16 protein-coding genes and 2 rRNA genes are annotated in these 19,145 nt (G+C 68.3%); 4 read left to right on the top strand and 14 right to left on the bottom strand.

Annotated elements, in window-relative coordinates:
* Positions 1 to 91 precede the first annotated feature (91 nt).
* The 8 genes from KGD84_RS25740 to KGD84_RS25775 form a co-directional block, all read right to left on the bottom strand.
* Positions 92 to 3,188, bottom strand: a 23S ribosomal RNA gene (locus KGD84_RS25740).
* A gap of 373 nt (positions 3,189 to 3,561) precedes the next feature.
* Positions 3,562 to 5,092 (bottom strand): 16S ribosomal RNA (locus KGD84_RS25745).
* Together the 16S and 23S rRNA genes form the textbook arrangement of a ribosomal RNA operon.
* A 753-nt stretch (positions 5,093 to 5,845) precedes the next feature.
* The gene (gene rdgB / locus KGD84_RS25750; protein ID WP_220565317.1) at positions 5,846 to 6,451 is read right to left on the bottom strand and encodes an RdgB/HAM1 family non-canonical purine NTP pyrophosphatase; all 606 of its coding nucleotides are present in this window, start codon (positions 6,449 to 6,451) and stop codon (positions 5,846 to 5,848) included.
* Positions 6,452 to 6,501: 50 nt separating this feature from the next.
* Positions 6,502 to 7,221, bottom strand: a complete 720-nt coding sequence (rph, locus tag KGD84_RS25755) for a ribonuclease PH (RefSeq protein WP_220562937.1) — start codon at positions 7,219 to 7,221, stop codon at positions 6,502 to 6,504.
* 79 nt (positions 7,222 to 7,300) lie between these two features.
* A complete protein-coding gene (locus tag KGD84_RS25760; protein ID WP_220562938.1) occupies positions 7,301 to 8,053 on the bottom strand; it encodes an MBL fold metallo-hydrolase in 753 nt (250 codons plus the stop codon).
* 347 nt (positions 8,054 to 8,400) lie between these two features.
* The gene (locus KGD84_RS25765; protein WP_220562939.1) at positions 8,401 to 9,348 is read right to left on the bottom strand and encodes a PLP-dependent cysteine synthase family protein; all 948 of its coding nucleotides are present in this window, start codon (positions 9,346 to 9,348) and stop codon (positions 8,401 to 8,403) included.
* Positions 9,349 to 9,356: 8 nt separating this feature from the next.
* Positions 9,357 to 9,635, bottom strand: coding sequence for a MoaD/ThiS family protein (locus tag KGD84_RS25770; RefSeq protein ID WP_220562940.1), 279 nt, complete (start codon positions 9,633 to 9,635; stop codon positions 9,357 to 9,359).
* 96 nt (positions 9,636 to 9,731) lie between these two features.
* Positions 9,732 to 10,139 carry a M67 family metallopeptidase gene (locus tag KGD84_RS25775; RefSeq protein WP_220562941.1) on the bottom strand — a complete coding sequence of 136 codons (408 nt, stop codon included), beginning with the start codon at positions 10,137 to 10,139 and terminating at the stop codon, positions 9,732 to 9,734.
* 142 nt (positions 10,140 to 10,281) lie between these two features.
* On the opposite strand from KGD84_RS25775, the gene KGD84_RS25780 reads away from it, so the two are divergent.
* Both KGD84_RS25780 and KGD84_RS25785 read left to right on the top strand, forming a co-directional pair.
* A complete protein-coding gene (locus tag KGD84_RS25780; protein ID WP_220562942.1) occupies positions 10,282 to 11,583 on the top strand; it encodes a nicotinate phosphoribosyltransferase in 1,302 nt (433 codons plus the stop codon).
* 47 nt (positions 11,584 to 11,630) lie between these two features.
* On the top strand, positions 11,631 to 12,203 hold the full coding sequence (locus KGD84_RS25785; protein ID WP_220562943.1) for a nicotinamidase: 573 nt from the start codon (positions 11,631 to 11,633) through the stop codon (positions 12,201 to 12,203).
* Between the two features lie 48 nt (positions 12,204 to 12,251).
* Here the strand turns inward: KGD84_RS25785 and KGD84_RS25790 are convergent, their stop codons facing one another.
* A complete protein-coding gene (locus tag KGD84_RS25790; protein WP_220562944.1) occupies positions 12,252 to 13,115 on the bottom strand; it encodes an alpha/beta fold hydrolase in 864 nt (287 codons plus the stop codon).
* 102 nt (positions 13,116 to 13,217) lie between these two features.
* Positions 13,218 to 14,234 carry a tryptophan--tRNA ligase gene (locus KGD84_RS25795; protein ID WP_220562945.1) on the bottom strand — a complete coding sequence of 339 codons (1,017 nt, stop codon included), beginning with the start codon at positions 14,232 to 14,234 and terminating at the stop codon, positions 13,218 to 13,220.
* A gap of 84 nt (positions 14,235 to 14,318) precedes the next feature.
* Here KGD84_RS25795 and KGD84_RS25800 point away from each other — a divergent pair, with 84 nt between their 5' ends.
* Together KGD84_RS25800 and KGD84_RS25805 are read left to right on the top strand one after the other, a co-directional pair.
* Positions 14,319 to 14,585 (top strand): hypothetical protein, encoded by a 267-nt coding sequence (locus KGD84_RS25800; RefSeq protein ID WP_220562946.1) that lies wholly within the window; start codon positions 14,319 to 14,321, stop codon positions 14,583 to 14,585.
* Positions 14,582 to 14,914, top strand: a complete 333-nt coding sequence (locus KGD84_RS25805) for a type II toxin-antitoxin system PemK/MazF family toxin (RefSeq protein WP_220562947.1) — start codon at positions 14,582 to 14,584, stop codon at positions 14,912 to 14,914. Before KGD84_RS25800 ends, KGD84_RS25805 begins: the two co-directional genes overlap by 4 nt.
* Before the next feature lie 5 nt (positions 14,915 to 14,919).
* Here the strand turns inward: KGD84_RS25805 and KGD84_RS25810 are convergent, their stop codons facing one another.
* The 4 genes from KGD84_RS25810 to KGD84_RS25825 form a co-directional block, all read right to left on the bottom strand.
* A complete protein-coding gene (locus KGD84_RS25810; protein WP_220565318.1) occupies positions 14,920 to 15,852 on the bottom strand; it encodes a zinc metalloprotease in 933 nt (310 codons plus the stop codon).
* Between the two features lie 146 nt (positions 15,853 to 15,998).
* On the bottom strand, positions 15,999 to 17,723 hold the full coding sequence (locus tag KGD84_RS25815; protein ID WP_220562948.1) for a DEAD/DEAH box helicase: 1,725 nt from the start codon (positions 17,721 to 17,723) through the stop codon (positions 15,999 to 16,001).
* 308 nt (positions 17,724 to 18,031) lie between these two features.
* Complete coding sequence (locus KGD84_RS25820; RefSeq protein ID WP_220562949.1) at positions 18,032 to 18,295, bottom strand: hypothetical protein; 264 nt, start codon at positions 18,293 to 18,295, stop codon at positions 18,032 to 18,034.
* A 10-nt stretch (positions 18,296 to 18,305) separates the two neighbouring features.
* The gene (locus KGD84_RS25825) at positions 18,306 to 19,112 is read right to left on the bottom strand and encodes a class E sortase (RefSeq protein WP_220562950.1); all 807 of its coding nucleotides are present in this window, start codon (positions 19,110 to 19,112) and stop codon (positions 18,306 to 18,308) included.
* Positions 19,113 to 19,145: the final 33 nt, after the last annotated feature.

The following is a 19,145-nucleotide window of genomic DNA, read 5'->3' on the forward strand; positions in this document are numbered from 1 at the left end:
ACCCACACCGCAACCCCACCCCAACCAGGACAGGGAAACGGAAGCTTCCACAGTTATGTGAACATGTATGCGCGAGCACCCAATTATCTGCAGCGGACAAGCCCTCGGCCTATTAGTACCGGTCAGCTCCACCCCTCACAGGGCTTCCACACCCGGCCTATCAACCCCATCGTCTCTAGGGAGCCTTACCCTCTCAAAGGAGGCAGGAGACCTCATCTCGAAGCAAGCTTCCCGCTTAGATGCTTTCAGCGGTTATCCCTCCCGAACGTAGCCAACCAGCCATGCCCTTGGCAGGACAACTGGCACACCAGAGGTTCGTCCGTCCCGGTCCTCTCGTACTAGGGACAGCCCTTCTCAAGTCTCCAACGCGCACAGCGGATAGGGACCGAACTGTCTCACGACGTTCTAAACCCAGCTCGCGTGCCGCTTTAATGGGCGAACAGCCCAACCCTTGGGACCAACTCCAGCCCCAGGATGCGACGAGCCGACATCGAGGTGCCAAACCATCCCGTCGATATGGACTCTTGGGGAAGATCAGCCTGTTATCCCCGGGGTACCTTTTAGCCGTTGAGCGACACCGCTTCCACACGCCGGTGCCGGATCACTAGTCCCAGCTTTCGCTCCTGCTCGACACGTCCGTCTCACAGTCAAGCTCCCTTGTGCACTTACACTCAACACCTGATTACCAACCAGGCTGAGGGAACCTTTGGGCGCCTCCGTTACTCTTTGGGAGGCAACCGCCCCAGTTAAACTACCCACCAGACACTGTCCCCGAACCGGATCACGGCCCAAGGTTAGATGCCCGAAACAGTCAGAGTGGTATTTCACCAACGCCTCCACCACCACTAGCGTGGCAGTTTCACCGGCTCCCACCTATCCTACACAAACCATCCCAAACACCAATGTCAAGCTATAGTGAAGGTCCCGGGGTCTTTCCGTCCTGCTGCGCGAAACGAGCATCTTTACTCGTAGTGCAATTTCACCGGGCCCATGGTTGAGACAGTGGGGAAGTCGTTACGCCATTCGTGCAGGTCGGAACTTACCCGACAAGGAATTTCGCTACCTTAGGATGGTTATAGTTACCACCGCCGTTTACTGGCGCTTGGATTCCCAGCTTCACAGGGCGAACCCCGTTAACCGGTCCTCTTAACGTTCCAGCACCGGGCAGGCGTCAGTCCGTATACAGCGTCTTACGACTTCGCACGGACCTGTGTTTTTAATAAACAGTCGCTTCCCCCCGCTATCTGCGACCCCACCCAGCTCCAGCCGCAAGGGCTCTCACCAGACAGGGCTCCCCTTCTCCCAAAGTTACGGGGACAATTTGCCGAGTTCCTTAACCATGGTTCACCCGAACGCCTCGGTATTCTCTACCTGACCACCTGCGTCGGTTTAGGGTACTGGCCGCTCACGAACTCGCTAGAGGCTTTTCTCGACAGCATGGGATCACTCACTTCGCCAAAAACGGCTCCGCATCACGTCTCAACCTTCATGGGGGGCGGATTTGCCAACCCCCCGGCCTACACGCTTACCCCCGGACAACCACCGCCGGGTAGAGCTACCCTCCTGCGTCACCCCATCACTTACCTACTACAAGCTCGGATCCCAGACCAGCACAGCAACCCGTCCCGAAGGACAGAAAGCCGGCCAGCGTGGTTAGCATCACCTGATTCGATACTGGGCGCTCGTGCACGGGTACGGGAATATCAACCCGTTATCCATCGACTACGCCTGTCGGCCTCGCCTTAGGTCCAGACTCACCCTGGGCGGATTAACCTGCCCCAGGAACCCTTAGTCAATCGGCGGCAACGTTTCTCACGTTGCTTTCGCTACTCATGCCTGCATTCTCACTCGCACGCCCTCCACCACACGATCACTCGGCGGCTTCACCGAACGCACGACGCTCCCCTACCAACCCCACCCCAAAGGTGGAGCTTCACAGCTTCGGCGGTGTGCTTAAGCCCCGCTACATTATCGGCGCAGAACCACTTGACCAGTGAGCTATTACGCACTCTTTAAAGGATGGCTGCTTCTAAGCCAACCTCCTGGTTGTCTCAGCAACTCCACAACCTTTCCCACTTAGCACACGCTTAGGGGCCTTAGCTGATGATCTGGGCTGTTTCCCTCTCGACTACGAAGCTTATCCCCCGCAGTCTCACTGCCACGCTTCACTTCACCGGCATTCGGAGTTTGTCTGACGTCAGTAACCTTGTCGGGCCCATCAGCCAAACAGTAGCTCTACCTCCGGCAAGAAACACGCAACGCTGCACCTAAATGCATTTCGGGGAGAACCAGCTATCACGGAGTTTGATTGGCCTTTCACCCCTACCCACACCTCATCCCCCAGGTTTTCAACCCTGGTGGGTTCGGGCCTCCACGAGGTCTTACCCCCGCTTCACCCTGGACATGGGTAGATCACTCCGCTTCGGGTCCACAGCATGCGACTCAAATCGCCCTATTCAGACTCGGTTTCCCTACGGCTACCCCACCCGGGTTAACCTCGCCACACACCATGACTCGCAGGCTCATTCTTCAAAAGGCACGCCATCACCAGATACAAGACCCAGCTCTGACGGCTTGACAGCACACGGTTTCAGGTACTATTTCACGACCCCTCACCGGGGCACTTTTCACCTTTCCCTCACGGTACTAGTGCACTATCGGTCACCAGGACGTATTTTGGCTTAGCAGGTGGTCCTGCCAGATTCACACGGAATTCCTCGGGCTCCGCGCTACTCGGGGACAGCGTCAACACCCGACCAGAACCTTCACCTACGGGACTCTCACCCACTCCGGTACCGCTTCCCAACGGTTTCAGCTAGCTCTGATCTCAAGTGCTCCGGGCTAAGCAGACCCGAAAAGACACGCCCCACAACCCCGCACACGCAACGACTGCCGTCTATCACACGCGCACGGTTTAGCCTCTTCCCCGTTCGCTCACCACTACTAGGAGAATCACTGTTGTTTACTCTTCCTACGGGTACTGAGATGTTTCACTTCCCCGCGTCACCACCAACCGCCCTATACATTCAGGCGGCGGCAACCCGACACAACTCGGGCTGGGTTCCCCCATTCGGACACCCACGGATCACAGCTCGGTTGACAGCTCCCCGTGGCCTATCGCGGCCTCCCACGTCCTTCATCGGCGCCTGGTGCCAAGGCATCCACCGTATGCCACTATCACTTGGCCACTACAGATAACAAGATGCTCGCGCACACTATTCACAAATCAAAACACCAACCGCGTTCTCCGCTACCACTCAGACAAACCCCCGCCCCGCCTCCCTCAGGAGAGCAGGACACACAGGAGATTCTGAGAGTTCTCAGAGGCGGTCCGCGGGAACCAACCGACCCGCCGGCCCGAAACCGGACCAAGACGAGGGTTGCTTCCTCAGACACCCAACAGCGCGCCCCCCGAGGCTTCTAGGACCCCCGGAGGTGAAGTTCGATATGAATTTCTACAGCCATCCCGACCTCTCACCGGCCACCAGGGCCAGGAGCATCGGGTCCACTTTCGAGTCCGGCCAACCATCGGAAAAGTGTTGGCCTTGAAAGACTCCTTAGAAAGGAGGTGATCCAGCCGCACCTTCCGGTACGGCTACCTTGTTACGACTTCGTCCCAATCGCCAGCCCCACCTTCACTCACTCCCTCCCCGAAGGGTTAGGCCACAAGTTTCGGGTGTTGCCGACTTTCATGACGTGACGGGCGGTGTGTACAAGGCCCGGGAACGTATTCACCGCGGCGTTGCTGATCCGCGATTACTAGCGACTCCACCTTCATGGGGTCGAGTTGCAGACCCCAATCCGAACTGAGACCGGCTTTTAGGGATTCGCTCCACCTCACGGTATCGCACGCCCATTGTACCGGCCATTGTAGCATGTTTGCAGCCCAAGACATAAGGGGCATGATGACTTGACGTCGTCCCCACCTTCCTCCGAGTTGACCCCGGCAGTCTCCCATGAGTCCCCACCATTACGTGCTGGCAACATGGAACAAGGGTTGCGCTCGTTGCGGGACTTAACCCAACATCTCACGACACGAGCTGACGACAGCCATGCACCACCTGTCACCCGCCAACCAAATGACCCTGTATCTCTACAGGTCCACGGGTGATGTCAAACCTTGGTAAGGTTCTTCGCGTTGCGTCGAATTAAGCAACATGCTCCGCCGCTTGTGCGGGCCCCCGTCAATTCCTTTGAGTTTTAGCCTTGCGGCCGTACTCCCCAGGCGGGGCGCTTAATGCGTTAGCTACGGCGCGGAAACCGTGGAAAGTCCCCACACCTAGCGCCCAACGTTTACGGCATGGACTACCAGGGTATCTAATCCTGTTCGCTCCCCATGCTTTCGCTCCTCAGCGTCAGGTAAGGCCCAGAGACCCGCCTTCGCCACCGGTGTTCCTCCTGATATCTGCGCATTTCACCGCTACACCAGGAATTCCAGTCTCCCCTACCTACCTCTAGCATGCCCGTATCCACTGCAGAACCGGGGTTAAGCCCCGGTCTTTCACAGCAGACGCGACACGCCGCCTACGAGCTCTTTACGCCCAATAATTCCGGACAACGCTCGGACCCTACGTATTACCGCGGCTGCTGGCACGTAGTTAGCCGGTCCTTATTCCCCACCTACCGTCAACCCCGGGAGAACCCGGGGCCTGCGTGAGTGGTAAAAGAGGTTTACAACCCGAAGGCCGTCATCCCCCACGCGGCGTCGCTGCGTCAGGCTTTCGCCCATTGCGCAATATTCCCCACTGCTGCCTCCCGCAGGAGTCTGGGCCGTGTCTCAGTCCCAGTGTGGCCGGTCGCCCTCTCAGGCCGGCTACCCGTAATCGCCTTGGTAGGCCGTTACCCCACCAACAAGCTGATAGGCCGCGAGCCCATCCCCGACCGAAAAACTTTCCACCCCCACCATGCGGAGGAGGGTCGTATCCGGTATTAGACGGCGTTTCCACCGCTTATCCCGGAGTCAGGGGCAGGTTGCTCACGTGTTACTCACCCGTTCGCCGCTCGTGTACCCCGAAGGGCCTTACCGCTCGACTTGCATGTGTTAAGCACGCCGCCAGCGTTCGTCCTGAGCCAGGATCAAACTCTCCATAAAGGTCTTGCACCGAACCCCACAAGGGGGCCGGAAACCTAGAAGAAATCCTGACCGAACCATGTCTGGCTCAATCAAAGGAACCTCGCACACTCGAATCTCACCGATTCTCGTGTGACGGGGCCAAAACAAACTTGGCTGTAAAAATCGAACACGCGCTGTTGAGTTCTCAAGAAGCAACCGCCCTTCCCGTACAAGCCCGGAACCCTTGGGTCCCGTGTGCTCTTCCGTGGAAGGCGTCTGCGTTTCCGCTTTGTTGTGTCTTCACTTTATCAGTGTTCCCGTTCCCCGCCAAATCGGCGTGGTCCGGAATGGACCGACCAGGAGTGAAGAATTCCTGTTTCCCTTCGCCGCCCTTTTCAGGGCCGCCTCCGAAGCCTACCGCCTGCGGGCGCATGCCCGTGACGCTCTGGTCGGAGTGAATAGGAGGTGCCGCTTCGACGCGGTCCGGGGCCGAACACGCCCTCTGGGCGCTCGCCGTCCCGCAGCGACTCGTTCGAGTGTAGGTAACAGCTGATGCGACGTCAAATCGCCTGGTCGGCGGGGCGGGAACCCCTGCCCTCAGGCGATCTCCGCGGGTTGTGGACCCCCCACACCGGGGATCGTGTGCGGCCGCGGCCGTTTCGTCGGACGAGGGTGGTCCTGCCCCTGCGGCCCCGGCCTCAAACCGGTATCGGGGAACTTTTCCCGTCATCCCAGGTCGAAAGCTTGAGGGGCGGCCCGGACGGGCCGCCCCTCGACGCGCGCGGGACCGCGTCAGACCATCGCCGCGATCTCCGCCGCCAGCTTGCGGAAGGCGATCCCCCGGTGGCTGATGGCGTTCTTCTCCTGGGGGGACAGCTCGGCCGTGGTGCGGCTCTCGCCCTCCGGGACGAAGACCGGGTCGTAGCCGAACCCGTTCTCCCCCCGGGGCTCGCGGATCACCCGGCCGCGCATCTCGCCCTCCGTCACGACCTCGGTGCCGTCGGGCAGGACCAGGGCCGCGGCGCACACGAACGCGCCGGCGCGGCGTTCCGGCGGGGTGTCCGCCAGCTGGTCCAGGACCAGCTCCAGGTTGGCCCGGTCCTGGTCGTCCGCGCCGAAGCGGCCGGCCCAGCGGGCCGAGAGCACGCCCGGCATGCCCCGCAGCTCCTCGACGCTGAGCCCCGAGTCGTCGGCCACCGCGGGCAGCCCCGTGTGGGCGGCGATCGCGCGCGCCTTGAGCAGGGCGTTGCCGACGAACGACGGCTCGGTCTCGGGGACCTCCGGTGCGTCCGGGAACGCGTCGAGGGACAGCACCTCGGCGCTCACCCCGGCGTCCGCGAGGATGGCGCGCAGCTCGGGCACCTTCTTGGCGTTGCGGGTGGCCAGCACGATCTTCACGATTCCCCCTTCTCCGGCGACGCCGCCGATCCGGGTGCCGTTGAGTACGGTCACTCCGCCAGGGCCTTCTTCTGGAGGCCGGTCAGTTCCTCGCAGCCGCCGACGGCCAGGTCGAGCAGCTTGTCGAGCAGTTCGCGGTCGAACGCCGCGCCCTCGGCGGTGCCCTGCACCTCGATGAACTTCCCGTCGCCGGTGAGGACGACGTTCATGTCGATGTCGGCGACGGAGTCCTCGAGGTAGTTGAGGTCCAGCCGGGGCTGGCCCTGGACGACGCCGACGCTGACCGCGGCCAGGGAGCCGGTGAGCGGGTTGTTCTTGAGGTTGCGGCGCTTGCGCAGCCACTTCACGGCGTCGGCGAGGGCCACGTACGCGCCGGTGATGGCGGCGGTGCGGGTGCCGCCGTCGGCCTGGAGGACGTCGCAGTCCAGGGTGATGGTGTGCTCCCCCATCGCCTTGAAGTCGACGACCGCGCGCAGGGAGCGGCCGATGAGGCGGGAGATCTCGTGGGTGCGGCCGCCGATCTTGCCGCGTACGGACTCGCGGGCGCCGCGGGTGTCGGTGGCGCGGGGCAGCATCGCGTACTCGGCGGTGACCCACCCCTCGCCGGTGCCGCGGCGCCAGCGCGGGACACCGTCCTCGACGGTGGCGGCGCACAGCACTCGGGTGTCCCCGAACTCGATGAGCGCGGAGCCTTCCGCCTGGCGCAGCCAGTTGCGGGTGATCGTCACGGGGCGGAGTTGGGTCGGAACTCGTCCGTCAGGTCGGGCCATGGTCAAGAGCGTATACGTGCGCGCTCGCCCCGGGGGCGGGTGTCGCGAAGGCGTGCGCGCGGTGGGACCCACGCCACGCTCAGCCGCCGATGGTGTGCGTCCGTCCGCTGCGGGCCAGGTCGATGGGCCCGTCGTAGGTGGATCGGGCCTCCGCCAGGGTGACGTCGTCGTCGTTCCACGGCACCAGGTGGGTGAGCAGCAGACTGCGGGTCCGGGCGCGGCTGGCGTGCTCGCCGGCCTCGCTGCCGGTGAGGTGCATGTCCTTGGGGTGCTCGACGTGGTCCTGGAAGGCGGCCTCGCACAGGAACAGGTCCGTGTCGGAGGCCAGGTCGACGAGGGAGTCGCAGGCGCCGGTGTCCCCGGAGTAGGCCATGCTGGCGCCGTTGTGCTCCAGGCGGATGCCGAAGGCCTCCACCGGGTGGTTGACGCGGTCCACGCGGACGGTGAAGGGGCCGATGCCGAGGGTCCCGGGGGTGAGCTCGTGGAAGTCGAAGACCTCGGTCATGCCGGGGTCGGGGTCCAGGCCGTAGGCCTCGGCGACGCGCTCGGAGACCCCGCTGGGGCCGTAGACGGGGATCCGGGGTTTGGCGCCGTCGGGGTGGAACATCCGGGCGACCCAGTACGAGCACAGGTCGAAGCAGTGGTCGGCGTGCAGGTGGCTGAGGTAGACGGCGTCGACGGAGTAGATGTCGACGTGCCGCTGGAGCGCGCCGAGTGCGCCGTTGCCCATGTCGAGGAGCAGGCGGAAGCCGTCGGCCTCGACCAGGTAACAGGAGGCGGGGCTGTCCGGCCCCGGGAAGCTCCCGGAGGACCCGATAATCGTGAGTCGCACGTCGTCGTCGCCTTCTCGAAGGGCCGCGCGGCTCCGTGGCACCCCCGACCGTGTGCGCGGAGTACGGATGGCGGCTGGTTCAGCGGTTGTCCCGTTGTTACGGGTCTACCCCAATGGCCGCCCGGGTGGTACAAAATGTGTCCTGCATCTCACGCGACCTCGATCACGTGTGAATTTTTCACACCATATGACACGTTCCGTGTGGTTCGTTCCCGCCGTATTACGGTCCGTTTCCGGCCCGCCGACGTGCGCGGGGGTGCCGCGTCCGCATCCGGACACCGGCCGTGGGAACACGGCGGGGGCGGCACCCCGGGTCCGGGATGCCGCCCCCTGGGGGCGCGTGCGGGTCAGGCCCAGAGCTGGCCGTCGAGGCGCTCCTCCGCCTCTTCCAGCGTCCCCTCGTAGGCCCCCGTCGACAGGTACTTCCACCCGGCGTCGGCGATGACGAACGCGATGTCGGCGCGCTCCCCCGCCCGCTCCGCCTTGCGGGCCATGCCCAGCGCGGCGTGCAGCGCCCCGCCGGTGGAGATCCCGGCGAAGATGCCCTCCTTGTCCAGGAGTTCCCGGGTCCGCCTGAGGGCGGCGTCGGCGGGCACGGAGAACCGCGTGGTGAGCACCGACTCGTCGTACAGCTCCGGGACGAACCCCTCGTCGAGGTTGCGCAGGCCGTACACGAGCTCGCCGTAGCGCGGCTCGGCTGCGACGATCCGCACGTCCGGCCGGTGCTCGCGCAGGTAGCGGCCCACACCCATGAGCGTTCCGGTGGTACCCAGACCCGCCACGAAGTGGGTGATCTCCGGCAGGTCCGCGAGGAGCTCGGGGCCGGTCGTCTCGTAGTGGGCGCGGGCGTTGGCCTGGTTGCCGTACTGGTAGAGCATCACCCAGTCGGGGTGTGCGGCGGCCATCTCCTTGGCGACGCGGACCGCCTCGTTGGAACCGCCGGCCGCGTCGGAGAAGTGGACCTCGGCGCCCCACATGGCGAGGAGCTGCCTGCGCTCCTGGGAGGTGTTCTCCGGCATGACGCAGACCATGCGGTAGCCGCGGAGTTTGGCGACCATCGCCAGGGAGATGCCGGTGTTCCCCGACGTCGGCTCCAGGATGGTGCAGCCGGGGGAGAGCAGCCCGTCCTTCTCCGCCTGTTCGATCATGAAGAACGCGGCGCGGTCCTTGATGGACCCGGTCGGGTTGCGGTCCTCCAGCTTCGCCCACAGCCGGACCTCCGGGGAGGGCGAGAGCCGGGGCAGGCCGACGAGCGGCGTGCCGCCGAGGGAGTCGAGCAGGGATTCGTAGCGCATGGGCGCGCCTAGCGGCTTCCGCCGGCCACGGCGGGCAGGATCGTGACGTTGTCGCCGTCGGAGAGCTTCGCCTCCAGGCCGCCGACGAAGCGCACGTCCTCGTCGTTGAGGTACACGTTGATGAAGCGGCGCAGCTTGCCGTCGTCCACCAGGCGCGCGCCGATGCCCGGGTAGCGGCTGTCCAGGTCGCTGAACAGCTCGCCCAGGGTGTCGCCGCTGCCCTCGACGGCCTTGGCGTCGCCGGTCAGGTTGCGCAGGATGGTGGGGATGCGGACCTCGATGGCCATAGGTGTGTCTTCCCGTGAACGTGGTTGGTGTGCGTACAGTCCCAACGAGGCGCCTCCCACGGCCATTCCGCGGGCCCCGTCGGGCGGGGCGGGGTGCTACCCGGTGATCTCCACCGGCTCCTCGGTGACCTCGCCGTCCAGGATCCGGTAGGAGCGCAGCTCCGCGGTCTCGGGGTCCCTGGTGGACACGAGCACGTAGTGCGCGTTGGGCTCGGACGCGTAGGAGATGTCGGTGCGCGAGGGGTAGGCCTCGGTGGCCGTGTGGGAGTGGTAGATCACGACGGGTTCCTCGTCGCGGTCGTCCATCTCCCGCCAGACCTTCAGCTGCTCGAGGGAGTCGAACCGGTAGAAGGTCGGGGACCGCTCGGCGTTGACCATCTCGATGAACCGTTCGGGACGGTCGGTCCCCGCGGGGCCGGCCACGATGCCGCAGGCCTCGTCCGGGTGGTCGCGACGGGCGTGGGCGACGATCTGGTCGTAGATCGAGCGATCAATCCTCAGCATGCCTCCCAGGGTATCGGAACAAATTTCCCTACCAACCGAATGGGTATTGTTAGCGTCGGCCGAGGTCACCCCGTTCGCGATCCGGTCGAATCAGGGCAGGTCGGCGTGAGGTCGCACAACTCCACGGATTAGGCTCATGCCCATGAACGACCATGGCAGCAGCGCGCTGCTGACCGACCACTACGAGCTGACGATGATCCAGGCGGCCCTGCACAGCGGGGCGGCGGCCCGGCCGTCGGTGTTCGAGATGTTCGCCCGGCGCCTGCCCGAGGGGCGCCGCTACGGCGTCGTCGCGGGGACCGGGCGGTTCCTGGAGCAGCTGGAGGGCTTCCGGTTCCGCACCGAGGAACTGGACTTCCTGTCCGACAACGGTGTGGTGGACGACACGACCCTGCGCTGGCTCTCGGAGTACCGGTTCTCCGGGAACGTGTGGGGCTACGGCGAGGGCGAGGCCTACTTCCCGGGGTCGCCGATCCTGGTCGTGGAGGGCACCTTCGCCGAGGGTGTGATCCTGGAGACCCTCGCCCTGTCGGTGTTCAACCACGACAGCGCCATCGCGTCGGCGGCCAGCCGGATGGTCGTGGCGGCCGGCGAACGGCCGTTGATCGAGATGGGCTCGCGCCGCACCCACGAGGCGGCGGCCGTCGCCTCCGCGCGCGCCGCGTACGTGGCCGGGTTCGCGACCTCCTCCAACCTGGAGGCGGGGCGCTCCTACGGGGTGCCCACCGGCGGCACCGCCGCGCACGCGTTCACGCTGCTGCACGACAGCGAGCGGCACGCCTTCTCCACGCAGCTGGACTCGCTGGGCGCGCAGACGACCCTGCTGGTGGACACCTACGACGTGGAGCGGGCCGTGCGCACCGCCGTCGAGCTGGCCGGGCCGGAACTGGGCGCGGTGCGCATCGACTCCGGCGACCTCGGCAAGACCGCGGGGCGGGTGCGCGAGCAGCTGGACTCGCTCGGCGCCACCGGGACCCGGATCGTGGTGACCGGCGACCTGGACGAGCACTCCATCCAGGCGCTGGCCGTGGCGCCCGTGGACGGCTACGGGGTGGGTACATCCCTGGTGACCGGTTCGGGCGCGCCGACGGTGTCGCTGGTGTACAAGCTGGTGGCGCGGGCGCACGGGACGTCCGCGGACCTGCCGCTGGAGCCGGTGGCCAAGCGCTCGGTGGGCAAGCCGAGCCGGGGCGGCCGCAAGTGGTCGGTGCGCCGGCTCGACGACACGGGCACCGCGATCGCCGAGGAGGTGTTCCCCTACGAGCCGCCGGAGGCGGTGGGGACCCGCCCGCTGCTGCGGCCGCTGGTGTCGGACGGCGAGGTGGTCGGCGGCGAGAGCGTGCACGACGCGCGCGAGCGCCACCGCGCCGCGGTGGCCGAGCTGCCCGAGCAGGCGCTGCGGATGTCGCGGGGCGAGGCCGCCCTGCCGACGGTGTTCCACTGACCGGCCGTGTTCCGGTGGACCGGGTTGCGAGAGGAAGGGGTGCCGGCATGACCAGAGCGCTCATTGTGGTGGACGTGCAGAACGACTTCTGCGAGGGCGGCAGTCTGGCGGTGGCCGGGGGCGCCGCCACCGCGGAGGCCGTGACCGGGCACGCGCGCTCGGGCGGGTACGACCACGTGGTCGCCACCCGCGACTACCACATCGATCCGGGGGCGCACTTCTCGGACGAGCCCGACTTCGTGGACAGCTGGCCGCGGCACTGCGAGGCGGGCACGCCGGGGGTGGAGTTCCACCCGGACTTCGACGCCTCGCTGGCCGAGGAGGTCTTCAGCAAGGGCCGGTACACGGCGGCCTACAGCGGGTTCGAGGGGACCGCCGAGGACGGCTCGACGACGCTGGCGGAGTGGCTGCGCGAGCGCGGGGTGGACGAGGTGGACGTGGTGGGCATCGCCACCGACCACTGTGTCCGGGCCACCGCGCTGGACGCCGTGCGGGAGGGGCTGCGCACGCGGGTGCTGCTCGGCCTGACCGCGGGTGTGGCGCGGCCGACCGTGGACGCCGCGCTGGCGCAGCTGGACGAGGCGGGCGTGGCCCTGGAGGGCGAGCCGCGGGTCGGCTGACCCCGACGGGTGGGAGGGCGGGGCCGTGCGGTCCCGCCCTCCTCCGTGTCAGGGGTGGGAGAGCAGGGCGCGCAGGACGTCGCCCGCGCGCGTCCACAGCAGGGAGCCGCCCTCCCCCGGCAGCAGGTGGCGGCGGGCGCCGGGGATGCGGCGGGTGAGCAGGGCCGCCCGGTCCGGGGAGTGGAAGGCGTCCAGTTCGCCGTACCAGACGTCGGTGGGGACGGCGGCCTGCTCCGGCGCCGGGTCCCAGCGGCCGGAGGCCAGGACGGTGTCGCGGGCGTACCCGGCGCCGTCGCCGGCGAAGCCCTCGGCCAGGGCGCGGCGGTAGGCGGCCGCGAAGGCGGGGGCGCGGTACACGGCCGCGTCGCGTTCGGGGGCGTGGGCGGTGACCAGGTCCCACATGCCGTCGGGGCCCAGTTGCGCGAGGTCGCGCCCGGCGCGGTCCGGGTCGGCGGCCACGGCGTCGCGCAGGGCCCGCGCGCCGGGGTCGAGGAGGTCGGCCAGGCCGGGGTGGGCGATCTCGTCGGCGGGCGAGACCAGCGCCAGGGCGCGCGCCGTGCCGGCCGCGGCGCAGGCGAGGGCGAAGGGAGCCCCCTGGGAGTTGCCCACGACGGCGGGGCGGCCCAGGCCCAGGTGGTCCGCGAGGGCGCGGGCGTCGGCGGCGAAGTCCGCGGCGGTGCGGCCCGGGGCCGGGTCCGAACCGCCCAGGCCGGGGCGGTCCGCCGAGACCAGGTGCACGCCGAGTCCGGCGAGCAGGTGGGTGCCGAAGCCCAGGGAGCGGCCGGTGGCGGCGCCGGGGCAGAGCAGGACGGGGGTGCCGCCGGGGTCGCCCCACGAGCTCCAGGCCAGGGCGCGGCCGTCGGACAGGGTGAGCGCGCCGGTGCGCTCGGGGGCGTCGACTCCGAGTTCCATGCCGGGGAGCCTAGGGGTGCCCACGCCGCCCCGACCAGTGGTTTTCCCGGACACGCGAGGGGGCGGCGGGAGGGTTCCCGCCGCCCCCTGCCGTGTCGCGGCTCAGGCGACGCCGATGGCGGCGCGGACGCGGTCCAGGACGTCGCGGGCGCGCTCGCGGGCGCGGGCCGACCCGGCTTCGAGGATGTCCTCGATCTCCTTCGGGTTCGCCATGAGCTCCTCGTAGCGCTCGCGCTTGGGGCCCAGCTCGGCGTTGACCGCCTCGAAGAGCTCGTTCTTGAGCTCGCCCCAGCCCATGCCGCCCTGCTCCAGGCGCTTGCGCACGTCGGCCGTCCTGTCGGCGTCGGCGAAGTGGGTGAGGAGCTGGAAGGGCACCGAGGTGTCGGGGTCCTTGGGGTCCTCGACGGGGGTGGAGTCGGTGGGGATGCGGCGGATCGCCTTCTTGAGCTTGTTCTCCGGCAGGAAGAGCGGGATGTGGTTGTCGTAGGACTTGCTCATCTTGCGGCCGTCGACGCCGGGGAGGATGCTCGCCTCGCTGTCGTCGATGACGCCCTTGGGCAGGGGGAAGGAGTACCCGTGCGCGCCCTCGCCGTAGCGGTTGTTGAAGTACCCGGCGATGTCGGCGGTGTACTCGATGTGCTGGGACTGGTCGCGGCCCACGGGGACGTGGGTGGCCTGCATGATGAGGATGTCCGCGGCCATGAGGATGGGGTAGTTGAACAGCCCCATGTTGACCCCGGCGTCCAGGTCGGTGATCCCGGCCTCGTTGTTGCGGTCGCGGGCGGCCTTGTAGGCGTGGGCGCGGTTCATCAGGCCCTTGGGGGTGAGGGCGCTGAGGATGGTGGTCAGCTCGAAGGTCTCGGGGACCTTGGACTGCTGGTAGATGACCGTCCTGGCCGGGTCCAGCCCGCACGCCAGCCAGGTGGCAGCCCCGGACCGGATGCTGTGGCGGAGCTCGTCCGCGTCCTTGACGGTGTTGAGCGCGTGGTAGTCCGCGACGAAGTAGTAGGTCTCGTAGACGTCCGCGGCCGCCAGGGCCGGCTGGATCGCGCCGACGTAGTTGCCCAGGTGGAAGTCACCGGTGGGCTTGATCCCGGTCAGGTAGGTGTTCGCTGCCATGCCCCAAGGAAACCACACCCCCGCGCCCCGGTTTCCGCGCCCCGGGAGCCTACTTTCGGGGGCGTGGATATGCATACTTGAGGTATGACTTCCACGGATACCACGATCAAGGTCCCCAGAGCCCTCCGCGACCGCATCAGCCGCCGTGCGAAGCGCGAGCACACCACCCTGGCCGCGGCGATCGAGCGCGCCCTGGACGAGTCCGACGAGTTGGAGTTCTGGCGGGAGGTGCGCCGGCACAACGCGGAACTGTCCGCCGGCGAGCGGGAGGCGTACACGTCGGACCGGACCCTCGGCGACGATCTCGCCGATTCCGGGGACGACGCGTTGACCGCGGAGGACGCGTGGTGAGGCGTGGCGAGATCCACATGGCCGACCTGGGCGACCCGATCGGGCACGAGCAGGCGCTGCGGAGGCCGGTGCTCATCGTCAGCGCCCAGCCCTGGCTGGACTCGAACCCTCCGGTGGTCATGGCCGTGCCCCTCACCCGCACGCGCCGGGAGAGCCCGACCCATGTGGAGATCGAGCCGGGCTCTTCCGGGTTGAAGGAGACCAGCTATGCCAAGTGCGAGGACCTGCGTGCCATCTCGCCGCTGCGGCTGGAGCGGAACTTCGGGATGGTCCAGGACACGGTCCTGTTCCGGGTGGAGCTGATCCTGCGCAGGCTGCTCGGGCTCTGACCCCGTCAGGGGCGGTGAGGGGAGCGGAAGGCGGCCCAGTGTTCGGCCATGCGGCGGGCCTGGCCCTCGGTGAAGTGGGTCATGCAGTCGTCGTCGCTGTAGTCCATGAAGTTGGTGACCGGGTCGCGGCCGCCGCGGTGCGGGCAGGAGTCGCGGCCCTGCGGGCAGCCGGCCGCGGCCTCGCGCTCGTAGGGGGTGTCGCCGACGTAGTCGCCCGGGGTGGTGCAGCCGTTCTGGAAGGTGTGGAACAGGCCCAGCCAGTGGCCGACCTCGTGGGTGCCGGTGTGGCCCAGGCCGAAGCGCTCGCGGCCGCCGCCGGGCAGGGTGTCGTGGGCCAGGACGACGCCGTCCTGGTCGGGCGCGGCGGCGTGGTCCTGCGGGAAGCTGGAGTAGCCGAGCAGCCCGGTGCCCAGGTCGGCGGTGTAGATGTTGAGCGTGTCGGCGCCGCCGCGGTGCAGCTCGGAGCGGATGCGGTCGCGGTGGCCGTTGAAGTCGGAGAACCAGGCGTCGTTCTCGCTGCGGGTGACCTCGGAGAGGGTGAACCGGAAGCCGGTGTCGGCCCCGGCGGCGTCGTAGCCGCCGGAGTAGGCGGTGTTGAGGACGTCGATCTGGTCGCGGATGCGGGCGTCGCTCACGTGGCCCCGGCCGTCGGTGGCGGAGATGACGTGGACCACGACGGGGACGGTGCCCGGCGGGGCGATCTCGTGGGACCGCAGGGAGCGCAGCGCCTCGCGCAGCCGGTCGTTGTAGCGGGCGGCCTGCTCGGGGGTGAGCTCCCCGCTGTCGGTGACGGTGTCCGATCCGGGTTCGGCGAGGCGGGCGGTGGTGCCCGGCGGGCAGTCGGGCCCGCGGACCGCCGCCGCCCGTTCGGTTCCGGCCCCGGCGGGGTCGGGCAGCGCGGTGCCCGCGACCATTCCGCTCAGGGCGAGTCCGCACATCGCCAGTCCGGTCCAGAGTGCGGCGGTCGCGCCGCGTGCGTTTCGTCCAATCACTTCACGGACTGTAGTGAAATGAACACGTATAGCACGCGAGCCCGGGCGCGAGCTTGCGAAGTGTTTGCCCGGATGGCCCGGAATACCCCCTACTACTTGCCGCCGACCGCCCAGACGCGGAGCTTCGCGATGCGCTCGCGGATCTGGTCCGGGGTGGCCTGGGCGACCGGCGGCCCGCCGCAGGCGCGGCGCAGCTCGTTGTGGATCACCCCGTGCGGCTTGCCGGTGCGGTGGTGCCAGGCGCCGACCAGCCCGCTCAGCTCACGGCGCAGGTTCGCCAGGACCTCGTGGGTGGGGCCCTCGTCCCGGACCGGCTCGTCCTTCTTGCGGGCCTTGATCTCCCCGGCCTTGATGTCGTCCTTGCGCTTGCGCAGCAGCTGGGCCACCTGCTGGGGCTCCAGCAGGCCGGGCAGGCCCAGGAAGTCCTCCTCCTCGGTGGAGCCGGGCACGCCGCCGTACTCGTTGCCGTCGTAGAGGGCGCGGTCGAACTCGGCCGACGCCTCCATCGTCTCGAACGGCAGCTCCTCCCCCGCGTCGGGGGTGTCGCGCTTCCTGTTGGCCTCCTTGAGGAGGTCCTCCTCCGGGTACTCGTCGTCCTCGGCGGGGGTGCGGTCCAGGACGTGGTCGCGCTCGCGCTCCATGTCCCCGGCGAACTCCAGCAGGGTGGGCACCGAGGGCAGGAACACCGAGGCGACCTCGCCGCGCTTGCGCACGCGCACGAACCGGCCGATGGCCTGGGCGAAGAACAGGGCGGTGCTGGTGGAGGTGGCGTACACCCCGACCATCAGGCGGGGCACGTCCACGCCCTCGGACACCATGCGCACCGCGACCATCCACCGGTCGTCGCCCTTGGCGAACCGGGTGATCTTCTTGGAGGCGGTGGGGTCGTCGGAGAGCACCACGGTGGCGCTCTTGCCGGTGATCTGGCGGATGATGCGCGAGTAGGCGCGGGCGTTCTCGTGGTCGCTGGCGATGACCAGGCCGCCGGCGTCGGCGTGGGTCTTGCGGACCTCGGTGAGCCGCCGGTCCGCGGCCTGGAGCACGCGCTTGATCCAGTCGCCCTTGGGGTCCAGCGCGGCCCGCCACGCCTGGGAGAGCGCGTCCTGGGTGAGCGGCTCGCCCAGGCGGGCGGCCAGCTCGTCCCCGGCGCGGGTGCGCCAGCGCATCTCGCCGGAGTACGCCATGAAGATGACGGGGCGCACGACGCCGTCGGCCAGCGCCGGGCCGTACCCGTAGCTGTAGTCCCAGGAGCAGCGGCGCACCCCGGCGGAGTCCTGGACGTAGTCCACGAACGGGATGGGGTTGATGTCGGACCGGAAGGGCGTGCCGGTCAGGGAGAGCCGCCGGGCCGCCGGGTCGAACGCCTCGCGGGCGGCGTCGCCCCAGGACAGGGCGTCGCCCGCGTGGTGGACCTCGTCGAAGATCACCAGGGTCTTGCGGGCCTCGGTGCGGTTGCGGTGCAGTGCCGGGTGGGCGGCGACCTGGGCGTAGGTGACGGCGGCGCCGAGGTACTGCCGTCCCAGGGCCCCCTGTCCGTTGCGGAAGTCGGGGTCGATGGGGATGTTGAACCGCGCGGCGGCCTCGGCCCACTGCTTCTTGAGGTGCTCGGTGGGGCAGACGATGGTGATGGCGCGGACGGTGTTCCGCTGGAGGAGCTCGCTCGCCAGGGTGAGGGCGAACGTGGTCTTGCCCGCGCCGGGCGTGGCGACCGCCAGGAAGTCCCGCGGCTGTCGGCGGAAGTACTCCTCGAACGCCTCCCGCTGCCAGGCCCGGAGCCCGCTGAGGCGGTCCTCGGTCGTGGTCTGCGTCACCGTCATGCGTTTCGTCCCCCGATACTCACCTGCTCGAGATTAGCGGCCCGGTCCGACCGCACAGGGTCGGCTTCCCGTGGTGCCGCGCACATCCGCGGGCCCGGTTCGGCCGCCGCGAAGGCCCGCGAACGCCCGCGCACGGGCACATACGGACGCGAACACGCACGAGCCCCGCGGGTCCGGAGGTTCTCCGGACGGACCCGCGGGGCGCGCGTGTCGCGGCGGGACGCGCCCGGGGCTCCGCACAGGAGCCGTCCGGGCCGCCCGGCACGGGCGCCGGGCCGGGCGGGGCGTCCACCGGGCCCGGACCCGTGTCACTCGGCGGGCGACTCCTCCGCGGGGGCACCGGAGTCCGCCGGCACCACACCCGACTCGTCGGCCTCCTCGGCCCCCGCTCCCCCGCCGGCCCCGCCCGCGCCCTCGATGTCGACGGCGCCGTCGTTGAACGGCATGTAGGGGGAGATCGCCGGGAACGCGAAGAACCACAGCAGGGCGGCGGCCCCGGCCAGCAGGCCGAGCGCCATGATGAACTTGGAGATCCAGGGTCCGGGCAGGATGCGCCAGATCAGGCCGTACATGCGGGTCTCCTCACTCGCTCTCGGCGGCGTCGGGGGCCATGTGCGCGATCGAGTCGGGCATGCCCTCCGACTTGGGCGTGGTCTCGACGAGTTCGCCCCACACGATGAGCCGGTGCGTGTTGTTCAGCTTGGGGGCGCAGGTGGTGAGCGTGATGATCGACCGCCCCGGCTCGGCCTCGCCCGCGCCCTCGACGTCGTCGAACGGGTCGGGTTCGATCACCCACACGTCGGTGGGCACGACCGTCTCCTCGCGGAACACCTCGTAGGTGTAGAAGTTCTCGCCGTCCTCCAGCACCAGGACGTCGCCGTTCTCCAGCAGGTCGATGTCCCAGAAAAGGCCGGGGGTGCGGTGCGCGGCGATCGCGTAGTTGCCCGCCTGCCCGGGGCTGCTGGGGTACTCGGTGTAGTGCCCGGGGCTGTAGCGGATGTCGTCCTGCGTGGTGCCGTTGACGACGACCCAGTCCAGGTCCAGGGACGGGATGTACAGCCGGCTGTCGGCGCTGCCGGGCAGGGGCTCGGAGTCGGGACCGCGCTCCTCGGCCTCCGCCCAGGCGTCCTCCAGCCCCTGGGCCAGCCCCTCCTGCTCGCGGTCGGTCTCCCACCGGGAGCCGTACACCTCGTACGCCGCGTAGAACAGCATGAGGAGGCCCGCGGTCAGCAGGATCTCGCCGACGAAGCGGACGATGCCGCGCACCACGTCGCCGGGGGTGGCCCGGCGGCGGGGCGGGGGTTTGCGGCGGCGGCCGCCGGAGGAACGGCGTCGGCCCTCCCCGGATCCGGGGTCATCCTGTGGCTGTCGTTCCGTTGTGGACACCAATACGACCTACTCCTGTGGACGTCTCGCGTGTGC

This window comes from Nocardiopsis changdeensis (assembly GCF_018316655.1).
GTDB classification, from domain to species: domain Bacteria; phylum Actinomycetota; class Actinomycetes; order Streptosporangiales; family Streptosporangiaceae; genus Nocardiopsis; species Nocardiopsis changdeensis.